A 15,363-nucleotide genomic window follows, 5' to 3' on the forward strand; every position below is an offset into this window, starting at 1 on the left:
CGGCGTTCATAAAGGCAGAATGTGCACCTCTTCCCGCAGGGGATAGTTGCCCTCGATCAGGAGGCCGTGGCGGCCGTCGATGGAGATCGGCGTGCCGAAGGAGATGCGGGTGCCGCCTATCTCGGCGTATTCGTCGGCCTCGTAGACCTGCATTTCGCGGCAGCCGACCACGCAGGTCTTCTCCAGCCGGGTGGCTACCACCGAGGCGTGCGAAGTCTGGCCGCCGCGCGAGGTCACCAGGCCGTCGGCCATGGAAATCTCGCGGATGTCCTCGGGCACGGTGTCGCGGCGGATGAGGATCAGCGGCGTGCCCGGCTCCTCCCGGCGCAACTGGTTGATGTTGTCCTCGGTGAACACCGCTTTGCCCGACATGGCCGAGCCGGCCACGCCGATGCCCTTGGCCAGGATCGCCTTGTGGGCCAGGTCGGAATCGACGAAGACGTTGAGGTGCTCCTTTTTCTTGACGGTGATCATGTCCCTGGTCTGGAGAATGGAGAGCTGCTCCGGTTCCGGCCCCTCGAAGGTGAACTCGATTTCCTGGGGATTCCATTCCTTTTCGTAGACCAGGTCGCGGCTGATCGAGAGCAGCCGTTCGTAGACCTTGGGAAAGAGCCGCTCCAGGCTCTTGTTTTCGTCGCGGCCGTCGATTTCCGCCTGCTCCACCGAAATGGGATGGCTGGTCACCAGGCCGGAGACGATGTCCTCGCCCTGGTCGCCGGTGGCGTAATCGCCCCACAGGGCCACCCGCCGTACCTTGCGGTAGGGATGGGCGGTGAAGAGCACGCCGCTGCCCGCCCGGGCGCCGAGGTTGCCGAAGACCATGGTCTGGACGATGACCGCCGTGCCCCAGTCGTCGGACACGCCCATCAGGTGCCGGTATTCCTGGGCCTTGGGGGTGTGCCACGAATCGAACACCGCGTCCACCGCGCCGATCAGCTGCACCCAGGGGTCCTCCGGGATGTTGAAGCCGCGGTCGCGCACCGCCCGCTGATAGTCGAGCGCCAGCTGCCGCATCTGTTCGGGCGAGAATTCGCGCTTGTAATGGACCTCGTGCGCGCGCTTGTGGGCGTTCATCAACTCCTGGAAATCCTCGCGTTCCATGTCGTGGGCCATGCCCCAGGACTGGAGGAAGCGGCGGAAGTTGTCCCAGGCGAAGTATTTTTTTTCCGGATGGAGGGCCACGAACTCCTCCACCATCTCCTCGTTGGCGCCGACGTTGTGGATGGTGGACATGATGCCGGGCATGGAAATGGCCGCGCCCGAGCGCACCGACAGCAGCAGGGGCCGTTCCGACGAGCCGAAGATCAGGCCGGTCAGCTGTTCCAGCCCGGTCACCGCGGCCCGCACCCGCCACATGTACTCGTCGCGCGCCCGTTCGAACTTGCGGATCGCCCGGTAGCAGCGGAAGACCTCGGTGGTGATGATGAAGGCCGGCGGCACCGGCATGCCGTCCCGGCTGAGGACCACCAGGTTGAAGCCCTTGTTGCCCAGGTGGATCAGGTTGTGGGTGCGGAGATTCTCGGCATGGAGGCTGCTCACCGCCTTTTCCGGATTGTAGGTCATCAGCAGGTCGAGGGTCTTTTCGTCCAGGATGTCCTTCTGCGCCTCCAGGGTGCCGATGACCTTGCCGATGAAGTTGTCCAGGTGCTGGAGGCCGAAGGTGGTGGAGATCAGGTCGCGGAGAAAGGTCTCCGACAGCCGGAGCACGGTTTCCGGCATGTTTTTCCCGTCCCAGGAGCCGTGGTATCGGGGCAGGAGGTTGCCCCTGCCGATCTGGGGCACGATGATCGACAGGTTGTTCTGGTGGATGTTGGTGTAGTAGGCGTAGATGATGTCCTTCACCCCCTCGGAAAGCCCGCGCATGATGTCGAGGTGCTGGGTGTAGGAGAAGCGGCGGATGCCGATGGAGGTGGCCAGCAGGCTGATGTAGGTGTCCAGCCGGCGACTGGAGATGCCGTCGATCTGGAGCGCCCGGGAAAAGAGCCGCAGGCATTTGAGGATGCGGATGAAGGTCACCTGGGTGATGAACCCCAGGTTGACCGTGGACGAGAGTTTTTCCAGGTAGACGTTGGCCAGGCTCTCCAGGCGGAAGGTCAGGCCGAGGGCGTCGAACTTGCGCTCGGAATAGCGGCCGTAGACCGAGGGGATGTCCACCGCGATGTGCCGCTTGTAGTAGATCTCCTCCTTGGGCTCGAACTGCTCCGGGCTGAGGATGATCTTCTGCAGATGCTCCAATTCGTCGAGCAGGGCCTCCAGGCAGTGGATGGGATCGTTCTCCCCGAGCACGTCGAGCAGGCGGGCCAGTTCGGGAAAGCCGGCGTTGATCGCGTGCTGGAGCTGGCCCTGGATCTCGGGCAGACTGAGGTTGTACTTGAGGTGCATCAGCTTGTACATCCGCACCAGGAGCGCGAACCGCCGCCGCTCCTCCGGGGAGAGATCCTGCTGCCGGTCGAGGAAGCGTTCGCGCTCGTCGTCCGGCCAGGCCAGGATCTGGCTCATGCGGGCAAAGCGCAGCTCCTTTTTGATCCGGGTCGCCAGTTCGTGCTGCTCGTCGACGTACGGTCCGCCGGCCTGTACCTGGCGCAGCACCTCCTCGGGCAGGTATTCGTGGAGGCAGCTTTTGTCCAGGGTGATCCAGAAGACGAAGATCGCTTCGATGAAGCCGACGATCAGGTTGCTCGATTCGACATGGGCCTGTTTGCGCAGGAAATGGATGAGCGGGTCGCGGCGCTTGTGGATTTCGTCCAGCTCGGTGGACACGTCGCGCAGCTCGCCCTCGGCGCCGATCTCGTTGAAGAAGACCGGCATCAGCTTGGTGAACTGCTTGGCCAGGTTGTAGATCGGGCCGATGGGATGGTTGAGCAACTCGGTGATGTCGCGCTGGAACAGGTCGGTGTCGCGCACGCAGGTACCCGACAGCCGCAGGTTGATGATCAGGGCCGAGAACAGGGTGGAGCACCACTTGGGCTCCTGCTCGATCAGGTTGAGCCAGACCCGGATGTTGGTCAGGTGGGCCGGGTTGGCGATGGGCTGCCAGTCCTCGTCGACGCCACGGACGCCGGCGTACTGGAAGCCGAAGCGCACCGCCTCCCAGAGAAAGGCCTCGACCAGCCGCGAGTTGCCGCGCTTGAACACCTCGTTGCCGATCACCTGGATGCACTGGAGCGAGGTGTGCGGGTAGCGGCGGACATTGGCCTTGAGCAGGTGGAAGGTGGTGACGAAGAACTGCTCGATCTCCTCGAAGGTCTGCTTGCGGATCAGCTGCACCAGGGAGCGGTTGATCTCGCGCAGGGTGCCCTCGTGGATCAGCGACAGGCCGGCGGTCTCCATGATCCGGAACAAAAAGAGCAGCTTGCGGTTTTCAACGAAATTGGCCGCTTCCTCGCTGGCTGGCTCCACGGCCACCATCCTGGCGGGGATTTCCTTGTACGACCGCACCAGGTCCATGTGGTTGGGCAGGGAGAGCAGCACGGCCAGCTCGGCCTGGTCGCCGGCGGTGCCATCCACCGATTCCATGGTGTGGACGCACTCGCGGATGCGCTGGTGCGAGATGCCGACCAGGAGATCCTGGCCGTGCCAGTGCCGGCAGTAGTCGCCGCAGTGGCGCTCGAACCAGGGCAGCGGGTCCTCCTCGTTCAGCCAGTACTCGTAATTGCGGCGCAGAATGGTGCGCAGCAGCAGGGTCAAGGCCTGGAGATCGAAGGGCCGGTCGGGCTGCTGCCGGCGCAGGTCGAGGACCTTCTGGGCGATTTTCCGCACCGGTTGATGCCCCTGGACCATGGCCATCATCACCGGCGGATCGGTGTCGTCCAGTTGGCGCAGCCGGGTGAAGAATTCGGCCAGGGCGTGCTCGAAGCGGAACAGGGCGGGGCTGTCCAGCGACAGGATCAGCTTGTCGGCATAGGCGAGCATGGCCTCGAGGATGCGCTGGAGCAACTGCTCGTTGCGGGTCGAGTCCTTGAGGGCGTCGAAAAAGATGCCCATGAACAGGGCGAAGGCCTCGGGGCCCTGGTCGTGGTCGCGGTAATGGCCACAGTTCTTGAGGACAAAGGCCCGCAGCTCGGGAATGATCAGCTTCCAGTTGTGGTAGGGGTGGCTGATCTCGTAGAGCAGGCTGTCGAGCTTGCCCAGGATGCCCTGATAACGGCAGACGATGTCCCGCAGCAGGGAAAAGGCCGGGTCGATGACCACCGGCGCGGCGGTTTCCAGCAGATTGGCCTTGAGGGCATCGGAGGCCAGGGGCAGGGGACAGGAATCGGTGGACATGGCAACCTCGTTATCGGGAACCGGGAAACATTTCGTCACAACGCAAATATTGTATAGTCGATCGCCCGGAAAGTCAGCAGGAGTTTGCGCCGGCCGGGCGCCGTTGTCCTTGCGCGGCAGCGTACATTCGTCCTTGAAATCGGCAGACGGATTGCTACTATACGAGGTTAGTGCTGCCGACCGCATCCTGGAACGCCGCCGGCAGCGCCGGCAATCCGCCGCCACGACCCCGCCCTTTGGTCCGGGGAGCCTCCTCTCCTCTTTCTTCGAACGACCATGAACCGTTATACCCTCACCATCGTGCTTCTGGCCTGCAGCAATATCTTCATGACCTTTGCCTGGTACGGCCATCTCAAGAGCCTGTCGCACAAGCCCTGGATCGTCGCCGCCCTGGTGAGCTGGGGCATCGCCCTGCTCGAATACCTGCTCCAGGTGCCGGCCAACCGCATCGGCCACAATGTCATGTCCGTGGGCCAGTTGAAGATCCTCCAGGAGGTGATCACCCTGTCCATCTTCGTGCCCTTTTCCCTCCTCTACCTCAAGGAGAAACTAACCCTCGACTACCTCTGGGCCGGGCTCTGCCTGCTGGGCGCGGTTTTTTTCCTTTTCCGGGCCAAGCTCATGGGGGCCTGATCCCGCCATCACCGGGAGCATTCACATGGAAACGACAGGATTGCCGCCCTCCTTCACCCTCGATCTGCCGGACTGGGTTTTCGCTGAACTGGAACTTCTTCCGGACGCCGTGCCCGATCTGGAGGCGCGGATGGCGCTGGTGCTGCGCCTGGCCCGCCTGAACACCGAACACCAGAGCGGCGGCCCCTTTGCCGCCGGCGTCTTTGCGCGGGATTCGGGCCGGCTCGTTGCCGTGGGCGTCAACCGGGTGGTGCCGCGCGCCTGCTCCTCGGCCCATGCCGAGATCATGGCCCTGTCGCTCGCCCAGCAGCGGCTGGGCGTCTACGATCTCGGCGGACCGGGCCTGCCCGCGCATCAACTGGTGGTCAACTGGAGCCCCTGCGCCATGTGCTTCGGGGCGGTGCTCTGGTCTGGCATCCGCTCGCTGGTAATCGCCGGCGCCGACCCGGCCATGATGGCCGTCACCGGTTTCGACGAGGGGCCGATGCCCGCCGATTGGCGGAACGAACTGGCCGACCGGGGCATCGACCTGATCGAAGGAGTGCTGCGGCAGGAGGCGCTGGCCGATTTCCGGGCCTTTGCCGCCACCAATCCGGTGGTGTACAACGGCCGGCAGGGATAGGGGCGACCATGGGCGAATGCGCGCGCAGGCAGCCTGGGGCGTCGATCCGTCGCAGAAACATGCCGATGTGTCTGCTGGCGGTCTTCCTCCTGTTCCTCCTCGCCACGGCAACATCGTGGGCCGGCGAATGCGCCCTGCCGGAACTCGGCGAACTGGCATCGCAGTACGACTGGAACCGGCGCAGCGAGAAGAACGCTTGTCTCCGGCGCATCAACGATATTCCCGCCGATTATTTCGTGCTTTCCCTCTCCTATTCGCCCCGGTTTTGCCGGGAAAGCGCCAGGGATGGCCGCACCGGTGCGATCCGGCCGCATCATGCCTTCCAATGCGCCGGCAGCAACACCTTCGGCTGGGTGGTGCACGGGCTGTGGCCCCAAGCCCGCCATCCCCGGATCTGCCGGGTCGGTGGCGCGGCCACGGCCATGCACCCGAGATATTGCCAGGGGGACGATGTCGGCCCGACCGATCCCCAGGTGATCAGAGAGTATATGTGCGTGCTGCCCAGCGAATTCCTGCTGCAGGGCGGATGGGAAAAGCACGGGACCTGCGGCGGATTCGCCTCGGCGGAGGCGTATTTTGCCAAGACGCGGCAGTTGTTCGCAGCGCTGGTCCTGCCTGAGGAGGATCTCAGGCCGCCCCGCCTGTTTCAGGTGCTGAGACGGGACAATCCGCAGCTCAGAGGTGTCTGGATGGGGTACGAGGCCGGCGAAATCCGGATTTGCTACGACAAGAAGTGGCGGTATATCGACTGCCCCCGATGACAGCGGCGGCGGGATGCGGGAAGCCGCCAGCGACCGCCTGACAGGCAGGCACGAAAAAGCCGCGGCCCGGCAGGCAGGTCGCGGCTTTTGTCATGCAGGCACTGATGGTTCAGTGCATCCCTGCCGGCGGGGGCTCATCCGCCGAACTCGTAGTCAAAGAACTCCTTTTGCGCATCGTTGTAGCGTTCGCTGAGTTCAGTCATCCTTCTGTCGATGGTTTCCTGTTCCGGCTGCCACACAAGCGGGCATTCGGTCCGCAGTTTCTCGATCCTGTCCTCCAGTTCGGTCACAATGATGTGCAGGCCGTTGATTTCCTCATACACCCCTTCTTTTCTTCCCGTGGAAAGGGGTTCGAGCTTGCTGATCACATCGTGAAGCTTGGCCTTCCACGTGGTGAGTTCCGTGTCGACATTTTCGCAATATTCCTTGATTTCCATGGTGAATACCTCGCTCTGTCTGTCGTGAAAATAAAAGACATTCAATATCCATAATGATCGACTCGATTGCTCTGTTTGCTCATCTGTTGCACTTTTCCTCCATAATGACAGGTTCCTTCATGACACGGGCCGGCGGGCGCGGCGTATCCTTGCCCTGTCGGGATCTCAGGGGATCACGCCGCAGGCGACCCGCGCACCGCCGCCGCCCAGCGGAGCCGGATGGTCGGCATGGTTGTCGCCGCCCGCGTGGATCATCAGCGAGCGGCCCTTGACATCGTTCATCTTCAGCCGGGGCGCCAGGACCGGGTTGGTGGCGGCGCCGGTGGCGTCAACGTACAGGGCCGGCAGGTCGCCGAGATGGCCATCGCCCCAGGGCATGCCATGCCGCTTTGTTCCGGCCGGATCGTAATGGCCGCCGGCCGCGAGGGCCGGCACCATCTTGCCGTCCTGCTCCTTGGGCGCGCAGGTGGGATTTTCATGGATATGGAAGCCGTGCAGGCCCGGCGGCAGACCGGTGAGCGCCGGTGTGAACACCAGGCCGTAGGGCGATTCGCTGATCACCACGGTGCCGATGGCTGTCCCGGCCCCTTTTTCATCGGCCATGTTCATGGGTACGGTGATGTCCGCCCGCGCCGTTCCGGCGAGAAACGCAAGGGCCATCGCGGCGATCAGGGTGTAGTGCTGTCTCATGGCATGTCCTCCTGTGTTGTGGTTGTCGGTCAGACGGTTTCGATGCACGAACTCAGCGGCTTGCAGACCTCGTAGCCCCGCGTGTCGCCAAAGGGGTTGAACACCAGGGTCGGGCAGGGGGCGCCCTTGATGACCCGGTCCGCCACGCTGCCCAGCAGCACCTTTTCGATGCCCTTGGTGCCGTGGGTGGCGATGACGATGAGATCGACCTTGTCGGCGCGGGCACGGGCCAGGATGGCCTCGGCCGTTTCGCCGTCGACCACCACGCCGTCGATATGGGCGGCCCGATCCCTGACCGAATCCAGAAAGGCGGTCATCTTTTCTTCGGCATGGGCTCGGAATCCCTCGTCCAGCCGGGCGAGGGTGTCGGGCAGGTAATCGCTCAGGTCCGGGAGATGGGGCAGGACATGGAGAAAGGTTGTCCGCTCCGCCCCGAGGCGGTTGGCCATGGCGAGGGCCACGTCGGCAAGGGCCGGAGTATGGACGCGAAGATCGATGGGAACGAGAATGTGGCGGATATCCAGCATGGTGCACCTCCTTGTCGGGTCGACGTTCCGGATGGGACACAGAGGAAAGGGGTTGGTCATGCCCCGGCGATCAGGTCGGGGAGATGGGTGTTTCCTCGAAAAATCGGGACGATTTGATCGCTTTATTTGATAGATAAGGCCGGCGGGGCGGTTCGTCAATCAGGAGTACCTAAAAAGAAGGGCTGCCCGATCCAGGCGGTCGGGCGCGGCTTAGGAATCGCTCCTGAAACGGTAGCCCACGCCCGACTCGGTGAGGATGTAGCGCGGCCGCGAGGCGTCGGTCTCTATCTTGCGGCGGAGATTGCTGATGTTGACCCGCAGGACGTGTGGCTGTTCCAGGTAGGCGGCCCCCCAGATCCGCTTGAGTATCTGGCGGTGGGTGAGCACCTTGCCGGCGTTGGTGGCGAGCAGGCGCAGCAGTTCGTACTCGGTGGGCGTCAGCGCCACGGGCTTGCCACCCAGCATGATCAGCCTGCAGGCCAGATCGAGTTCCAGTTCGCCGACGCGGATGACCGGTTCCGGTGCCTGCTGCACGGCTCGCCGCAGCATCACCCGGATGCGGGCCAGCAACTCGTCCACGCCGAAGGGCTTGGTGAGATAGTCGTCGGCGCCCGCGTCCAGGGCCCGGACCTTGTCGGCCTCGCGGTCGCGCACCGACAGGACGATGATCGGCACCTGCGACCATTGCCGCAGCCGCGCGATTACTTCCACGCCGTCCAGATCAGGCAGGCCCAGGTCGAGGAGGATGACGTCCGGCCTGGTTGAGGCTGCAGCCGCCAGCGCCGCATGACCATTTTCGGCCTGAACGAGCGTAAACCGGTCGTCGGCCAGCGCTGCGTGGAGAAACCGCCGGATCGCCGGTTCATCGTCGACAATCAGAATGCGGCACGGTTGCCCCTGGCTCGATGGTTCGTTCATGGCTGCACAGGGAGGCGGCAGACGACGCGCAATCCGCCGCCGGCGCGGTTTGCGGCACAGATGGTACCGTGATGGGCCTCGACGATGCCCTTGCAGATGGACAGGCCCAATCCCGTTCCGCCGACGCCTTCCGGCACCGGCAGGCGATAGAATTTTTCAAACATCCGTTGCAGATCCTGTTCCGCCACGCCCGGTCCCCGGTCCAGCACTTCCAGGACCAGATGGCCGCCGTCGATGCGGGCGGCGATTTCCAGGGGACTTTCCACTGGCGAGTATTTCAGGCCGTTATCGAGCAGGTTGACCAGCACCTGGGTCACCAGTACCATGTCGATGCCGACCAGGGGCAAGCCCTCTGCCAGTTGCACGCTCACATCCCGGCCGGCCAGCTTTTGGTCGAGGATGGTCAGGGCGCTGCCGATCAGATCCTGGATATCGCAGGGCTCGCGGTTGATCCGCATTTCCCCGGCTTCCAGCCGGGTCATGTCGAGCAGGTTGCCGACAAACCGGTTCAGCCGCTCGGCCTCGTCCCAGGCACAGCGCAGCAGTTCCCGCTTTTTCGGCTCGGGCAGGGGCGGCGCATCGCCGCACACACTGCTCAAGGCACCGATGATGGTGACCAGCGGGGTCCGGAGGTCGTGGGAAATGGAATTGAGCAGGGCCCGTTCCAGGGTCTCGCGGGCCTCCAGCACCTGGGCCTGTTCCGCCTGGCGGGCCAGGTGCACGCGCTCCATGGCCAGGGAGATCTGGGCGCCGAAGGCATCGAGCAGCCGGCGGTGATGGGGGGAACGATAGTCCGCCGCCGCGGCCAGCGCCACCCCCAGGACGCCGAAGCATCGGCTCGCCGTGCACAGGGGCAGGTAGAGGAGGTGCGCCGAGCCGAGGGTTTCGGTGCCGTTGCCCGCCGGCCGCCGGTTGCGGTAGGCCCAGTCGGCCACGGCCATCTCCTTGGCGTCGAGCGCCAGGTTCTCGCCGAGCGCGGCAACCCGCATCTGTTCGTCCTCCGGGTCGGCGATGAGCACCGCCAGATGCGCCTGTAGGGATTCGCCGACATTTTTCCGCACCGCCTCCAGGATGGACGCCATATCGATGGCCACCGCCAGATCGCGGCTTAAATAATACAGGCTTTCGGTCTGGATTTCACGCTCCCGCAAGGCCTCGGCGCGCATCTTGGTCTCGGCCATCAGGGTGCTGATCACCACGCCGACGGTGAACAGGCCGAGGAAGGTGACCAGATATTCGGTATCGGTAACGGTGAAGCTCCACCGGGGTGCGATAAAAAAGAAATCGAGGGCCAGCACCCCGAAGACGGCGGTGAACACGGCCGGATTCCGGCCGAAGCGCATTGCAACCAGCACCACCGCCAGCAGGTAGATCATGACCTGATTGGTCGGCGAAATGCGGGGCCAGAGCAGCAAGGGCAGGGCGGTCGCCACCGCCACCAGGGCCAGGCTGACCAGGTAGTGCGCCCAGGGGCCGATCCTGGTGGGGCTCAGGGCCGGAATCCCGGCGGGCGGCACCTCCTGCTCGAAACTGAGCACCTGGACGTGGATCGAACCGCTCAGACGGATGATCTGGTCGACGATCGGCGGCCGCAGCAGTTCCCGCCAGCGGGGTTTGGCGGGCTTGCCGACCACGATCCGGGTGACGTTGTGGCGCACGGCGTATTCGACGATCGCCCTGGGCACCGACGGGGCGGTGACGGTGGCCACCTCGGCGCCCAGGCTCTCGGCCAGGCGGAGGTCGCGCCAGACCCGTTGCCGGTTCTCCTGCTGTTCCCTGGCGAGCCGCGGAGTCTCGACATAAACGGTGAACCATTGCGCCTTGAGTTCGTCGGCCAGCCGCCTGGTGGCGCGGATCAGGCGTTCGCTGTACGGACTGCCGCTGGCGCAGACCAGGAGCCGTTCGGCCACCGGCCAGGGCCCGGCGATGGCGCGGGTCGCCATGTAGGTCCGCATGTCGTCGTCCACCCGGACCGCGGTTCGGCGCAGGGCCATCTCCCGCAGGGCGATCAGGTTGCCGGGCCGGAAGAATTGCCGGACCGCCTGGGAAGCCTGCTCCCGCACATAGACCTTGCCCTGGCGCAGACGTTGCAGCAGGGTTTCGGGCGGAATGTCCACCAGCATGACCTCGGCCGCCTGGTCCAGCAGGCTGTCGGGCACGGTTTCCCGCACCGGGATGCCGGTGATCTGGGCGGCGATGTCGCTGGCGCTTTCGAAATGCTGGACATTGACCGTGGTGGCTATGTCGATGCCGGCGGTCAGCAGTTCCTCGACGTCCTGCCAGCGCTTTTCGTGGCGGCAGCCGGGCGCGTTGGTATGGGCCAGTTCGTCGACCAGCGCCAGTTCCGGCTCGCGGGCCAGGACGGCATCGAGGTCGAGTTCGGCCAGTTCCACTCCCTGATGCGGATACCGGGCCGGCGGCAGCACCTCCAGCCCCGCCAGCAGGGCGTCGGTTTCCGCCCGGCCGTGGGATTCGACATAGGCGGCCACCACCTCGCGGCCTTCATCCCTGAGCTGTTGGGCAGCCTTCAGCATGGCGTAGGTTTTGCCGACCCCGGCGGCATACCCCAGGAATATGGTCAGCCGGCCGCGCCGCTGTTCCTGTTCTTCCGCCTGGGCCACCCGGAGCAGAGCCTCCGGGGACGGGCGGTGTTCTTCACGATCCGGATACATGGGAAGACCGGGATGGTTGTCCGGAAGCGTGGCACCGACTGTGCCCGCACCGGATTATCGTCCTATCGGACCGATGCCTGAGTTCAATGGGCCGATCGGGGAAGAATGACGTTATTCCGCTGATATATATTGTAAGGGGCATGGTGTTTATCTCGTGGCTTCGGATGTTTTGTGGTTGATCGTCTCTTCCAGAGCGGTGAGGATATCGTCGCACTGGGCCGCGATGATCCGTTTCTTCTCCAGGGAAAGCATCAGGGATGCAATATCGCTGTTCTGGCGCGAAAGCTGCATCACTTGGCTGGTTACGTCAACGAATTCGGCGAAGGAGGCTTTCGCTTGGGCAATCTCCTCGGCCTTTTCGTTGCCGCTGAGTTCCTCCAGTGCCGCGAGGGACTGGCTCGCCACCTGTTCCTCTGCATGGATTCGGGTTTCGATCAGACCCATTTCGGCGCTGTTCACCTCGATGATGTAGGGGGTGTGCAGATTGAATATCTTGAGTGCGGCGATCAGCGCGCGGGATGCCTGGACAGCCACCTGGCCAGCATCCGGGCTGCCCGCCGAAGAGGCGTGGATACTGGCCAGGGCCTTCTCGAACCTGTGCATGCTTTCCTCCCCTCTTCCTCTGGAAAGGACGGCCGCCCTGAGGTTGGCGTTGGCAACCGTCCGAAGCAAGGTGATCTGATCGACCTTGCCGAGTTCCATCCAACAGACGGCGAATTCCTCGAAAAGCTTTTTCTCGTTTGCCATGAATCCGTTGTCGACCAGCGAACGGAGGGCTGCGAGGTCTTGATCCACCGCGGCCGAGGCTACTCTCGATTGATTCGCGTACTCCACGGATTTCGGGTTGGCGAGCGCCATGACCGCGCTCTTTTCCATTTCGACGGACTTCAGCAGTTGCAGACGCATACGGGCGAGCAGTTCTTTCCTGGCAAGAACGGCTTTATAGCCGGTCGACACCGATGGCGAACTGTCGCCGAATTTTGCAAAAACGGCAAACAGGATGAGCGCAAGCGCGATACCACACCCTGCCGCCAGGGCAAGGCGTTCCTTCTTCTTCGTGTATTGCATAGCCGTTTTCAACCATTCGTCTGCACAACCGTCCCGTTGGCCCCAACCTCATAACCAGACCACCGGACAAACGGGACGCGCCGGCCACCGCCGGAACGCGTTCATGGCGCCGCTGCGTCCAGGGCCAGGTTGACCGCCAGGACGTTGATGCGCGGCGCACCCAGGAAGCCGAACTGGCGCGTTTCCAGATGGGCAGCAAGCATGTCGGCGACCCGTGCCTCGCTCAGGCCCCGCGCCTGAGCGATACGCAGAACTTGCGCCGCTGCGGCTTCGGGCGAGACATGGGGATCGAGGCCGCTGCCCGAGGCTTGCACCAGGTCGGCGGCGATCGGGCCGGTCAGGCCGGCGGCGGGCAGTTTGCCCAGCCGCTCGCCAATCGTTTTGCCATAAGCCGGGCTGGCGGGGCTTATGTTGGCGCCGCCCGAAGCCAGGGGGTTGTAGGCGAATCCGCCGGTTGCCGAAGGCCGCGGCCACAGGTACTTCGGGTCGGAAAACGGTTGGCCGATGAGGGCGGAGCCGATCACTCTGCCCGTTGCGTCGGCGATCAGGCTGCCGTCCGCCTGGGCAGGAAAAAGAAGCTGGGCCAGGCCGGTGACCACGGCCGGGTACAGACCGCCGCAGATGAGGGTGAACAGAAGCAGCATGAGCAGGGCGGGGCGGATCTCTTTCATGGCGCGATTCCTTGTCTGTCGATGGTCTTCACAGGAGCAGGCCGAGGCCCAGGTCAATGACCTTGATGCCGATAAAGGGAACGACAATGCCGCCGACGCCGTAGATCAGGAGGTTGAAAATCAACAGGTTCTCGGCGGGCATGGGCCGGAATTTCGAGCCCTTCAGCGCCAGCGGAACCAGCAGCGGAATGATGAGGGCATTGAAGATGACCGCCGCCAGGATGGCGCTGTGGGGGCTGGCGAGCCGCATGATGTTCAGCGCCCCCAGTTGGGGATAGATGGCCGCCAGCGCCGCCGGGATGATGGCGAAGTACTTGGCGATATCGTTGGCGATGCTGAAGGTGGTCAGGTTGCCGCGGGTCATGAGGATCTGCTTGCCGATCTCGACGATGTCGAGCAGCTTGGTCGGATTGCTGTCCAGGTCGATGATGTTGGCCGCCTCGCGGGCCGGCTGAGTGCCGGTGTTCATGGCCACGGCCACGTCGGCCTGGGCCAGGGCCGGGGCATCGTTGGTGCCGTCGCCGGTCATGGCCACCATGAACCCGGCCTCCTGGTTTTCCCTGATCAGGCGCAGCTTGTCCTCGGGCCTGGCCTCGGCGAGGAAGTCGTCGACCTGGGCCTCGGCGGCGATGGCGGCGGCGGTGAGCGGATTGTCGCCGGTGATCATCACCGTTTTGATGCCCATGTTCCTGAGTTGGCGGAACCGTTCCTGAATGCCGCTCTTGACGATGTCCTTGAGGTTGACCACCCCCAGGATCGCGGTTCCTCGGCAAATCACCAGCGGCGTCGCCCCGGCATGGGCGATGGCCGCCACCTTGCTTTCCATATCTCCGGGCACGGTGCCTCCCTGCTCGCCGACAAACGTAGCGATCGAGTCGGCGGCGCCCTTGCGATAGCGCACGCCATCGACATCGATCCCGGAGAGGCGGGTGGCAGCGCTGAAGGGAACGGCCACCGCGCCTGCGGGCAGCCCGGTCGCGGACAGATTGAACTGCCGTTGGGCCAAATTGACCACGCTCCGGCCCTCCGGGGTTTCGTCGGCCAGCGAGGCCATCAGGGCCGCCTCGGCCACCTCCCGTTCGGTATGCCCGGCCACCGGCACAAAGGCGACCGCTTCCCGGTTGCCGTGGGTAATGGTACCGGTTTTGTCGAGTAGGAGCACGTTGACATCGCCGGCAGCCTCGATGGCCCGGCCGGAAAGGGCGATGACATTTTTCCGGAAAAGGCGGTCCATGCCGGCGATACCGATGGCGGGCAGCAGCGCGGCGATGGTGGTGGGCGCCAGGCAGACGAACAGGGCCACCAGCACGGTCAACGAGACGGGACTGCCCTGGCCGGAGGCCGCGGCGCTGTAGACGGACAGCGGGCTGATGTTGGCGCAGACCAGGAAGAAGACCAGGGTCAGGGCGATCAGCAGGACCTCCAGGGCCACCTCGTTGGGGGTTTTACGGCGTTTGGCGCCCTCGATCAGGGCGATCATCCGGTCGAGGAAGGTCTCGCCGGGATTGGCGGTGATCCGGACGACGATGGCGTTGGCGACGACCGTGGTGCCGCCGGTGACCGCGCTGCGGTCGCCGCCCGATTCGCGGACTACCGGGGCCGATTCGCCGGTCACCGCCGCTTCGTTGACCAGAGCGGCGCCGGCCACCACCTCGCCGTCGCCGGCGATCAGTTCGCCCGCCTCCACCAGGATGTGGTCGCCCTTGCGGAGTTCGCCGGCGCCGACCATGGCGTAACTGTCGGCACGATCCGGGCTGGCGAGCCGCTTGGCCATGACCGTGGTGCGCGCCCGGCGCAGGCTGGCCGCCCGCGCCTTGCCCCGCCCTTCGGCCAGGGCCTCGGCAAAGGTGGCAAAAAATACCGTCAGCCAGAGCCAGATCGAGACGCCGCCGGTGAACCAGGCCGGCTCCCGGTTCAGGCCGGTGAGCGAGAGCACGAAGGTCACCAGGGTGATGGCGGAGGCGATCTCCACCGCCAGCATCACCGGGTTGCGCCAGAGCTGGCGCGGATCGAATTTTTTCAGGGACTCGATGAGCGCGTCCGCCAGCAGTTTTCTGTCAAAGGCCGATTGGGGCGCAGGAATATGTTTCGCCATGGC

General features: G+C 64.4%; 12 protein-coding genes. 3 read left to right on the top strand and 9 right to left on the bottom strand.

Annotated features, from left to right (window positions below; all coding sequences use genetic code 11):
• Positions 1 to 6 precede the first annotated feature (6 nt).
• Entirely contained in the window at positions 7 to 4,266 is a 4,260-nt protein-coding gene (locus tag Q362_RS0104500; RefSeq protein WP_028317714.1) for a PEP/pyruvate-binding domain-containing protein, read from the bottom strand.
• Positions 4,267 to 4,542: 276 nt separating this feature from the next.
• Between Q362_RS0104500 and Q362_RS0104505 the strand changes: the two genes are divergently transcribed.
• From Q362_RS0104505 to Q362_RS19105, 3 genes are read left to right on the top strand one after another with little or no spacing between them, the layout of a single operon-like run.
• Positions 4,543 to 4,899 (top strand): DMT family protein, encoded by a 357-nt coding sequence (locus tag Q362_RS0104505; protein WP_028317715.1) that lies wholly within the window; start codon positions 4,543 to 4,545, stop codon positions 4,897 to 4,899.
• Positions 4,900 to 4,924: 25 nt separating this feature from the next.
• Entirely contained in the window at positions 4,925 to 5,521 is a 597-nt protein-coding gene (locus Q362_RS0104510; protein WP_028317716.1) for a nucleoside deaminase, read from the top strand.
• Between the two features lie 59 nt (positions 5,522 to 5,580).
• The gene (locus tag Q362_RS19105; RefSeq protein ID WP_169737360.1) at positions 5,581 to 6,282 is read left to right on the top strand and encodes a ribonuclease T2 family protein; all 702 of its coding nucleotides are present in this window, start codon (positions 5,581 to 5,583) and stop codon (positions 6,280 to 6,282) included.
• A 134-nt stretch (positions 6,283 to 6,416) separates the two neighbouring features.
• On the opposite strand, the gene Q362_RS0104520 is transcribed toward Q362_RS19105, so the two are convergent.
• The 8 genes from Q362_RS0104520 to kdpB all read right to left on the bottom strand — a co-directional run bounded on the left by Q362_RS0104520 (position 6,417) and on the right by kdpB (position 15,360).
• Entirely contained in the window at positions 6,417 to 6,719 is a 303-nt protein-coding gene (locus Q362_RS0104520; protein ID WP_157469874.1) for a hypothetical protein, read from the bottom strand.
• 165 nt (positions 6,720 to 6,884) lie between these two features.
• Entirely contained in the window at positions 6,885 to 7,409 is a 525-nt protein-coding gene (sodC, locus tag Q362_RS0104525; RefSeq protein ID WP_028317718.1) for a superoxide dismutase family protein, read from the bottom strand.
• Between the two features lie 29 nt (positions 7,410 to 7,438).
• Positions 7,439 to 7,936 carry a universal stress protein gene (locus Q362_RS22015; protein ID WP_051553650.1) on the bottom strand — a complete coding sequence of 166 codons (498 nt, stop codon included), beginning with the start codon at positions 7,934 to 7,936 and terminating at the stop codon, positions 7,439 to 7,441.
• A gap of 210 nt (positions 7,937 to 8,146) precedes the next feature.
• Positions 8,147 to 8,854 (bottom strand): response regulator, encoded by a 708-nt coding sequence (locus Q362_RS0104535; protein WP_028317719.1) that lies wholly within the window; start codon positions 8,852 to 8,854, stop codon positions 8,147 to 8,149.
• Positions 8,851 to 11,526: a sensor histidine kinase gene (locus tag Q362_RS0104540; RefSeq protein ID WP_028317720.1), complete on the bottom strand. Its 2,676-nt coding sequence runs from the start codon at positions 11,524 to 11,526 to the stop codon at positions 8,851 to 8,853. The genes Q362_RS0104535 and Q362_RS0104540 overlap by 4 nt, the downstream gene beginning before the upstream one ends.
• A 147-nt stretch (positions 11,527 to 11,673) precedes the next feature.
• Positions 11,674 to 12,594, bottom strand: a complete 921-nt coding sequence (locus Q362_RS0104545; protein WP_028317721.1) for a hypothetical protein — start codon at positions 12,592 to 12,594, stop codon at positions 11,674 to 11,676.
• 101 nt (positions 12,595 to 12,695) lie between these two features.
• A complete protein-coding gene (gene kdpC / locus Q362_RS0104550; RefSeq protein WP_028317722.1) occupies positions 12,696 to 13,265 on the bottom strand; it encodes a potassium-transporting ATPase subunit KdpC in 570 nt (189 codons plus the stop codon).
• Positions 13,266 to 13,293: 28 nt separating this feature from the next.
• Positions 13,294 to 15,360 (bottom strand): potassium-transporting ATPase subunit KdpB, encoded by a 2,067-nt coding sequence (kdpB, locus tag Q362_RS0104555; RefSeq protein ID WP_028317723.1) that lies wholly within the window; start codon positions 15,358 to 15,360, stop codon positions 13,294 to 13,296.
• Positions 15,361 to 15,363 lie beyond the last annotated feature (3 nt).

The sequence above is a fragment of the Desulfobulbus elongatus DSM 2908 genome (assembly GCF_000621145.1).
Taxonomy (GTDB): Bacteria; Desulfobacterota; Desulfobulbia; order Desulfobulbales; family Desulfobulbaceae; genus Desulfobulbus; species Desulfobulbus elongatus.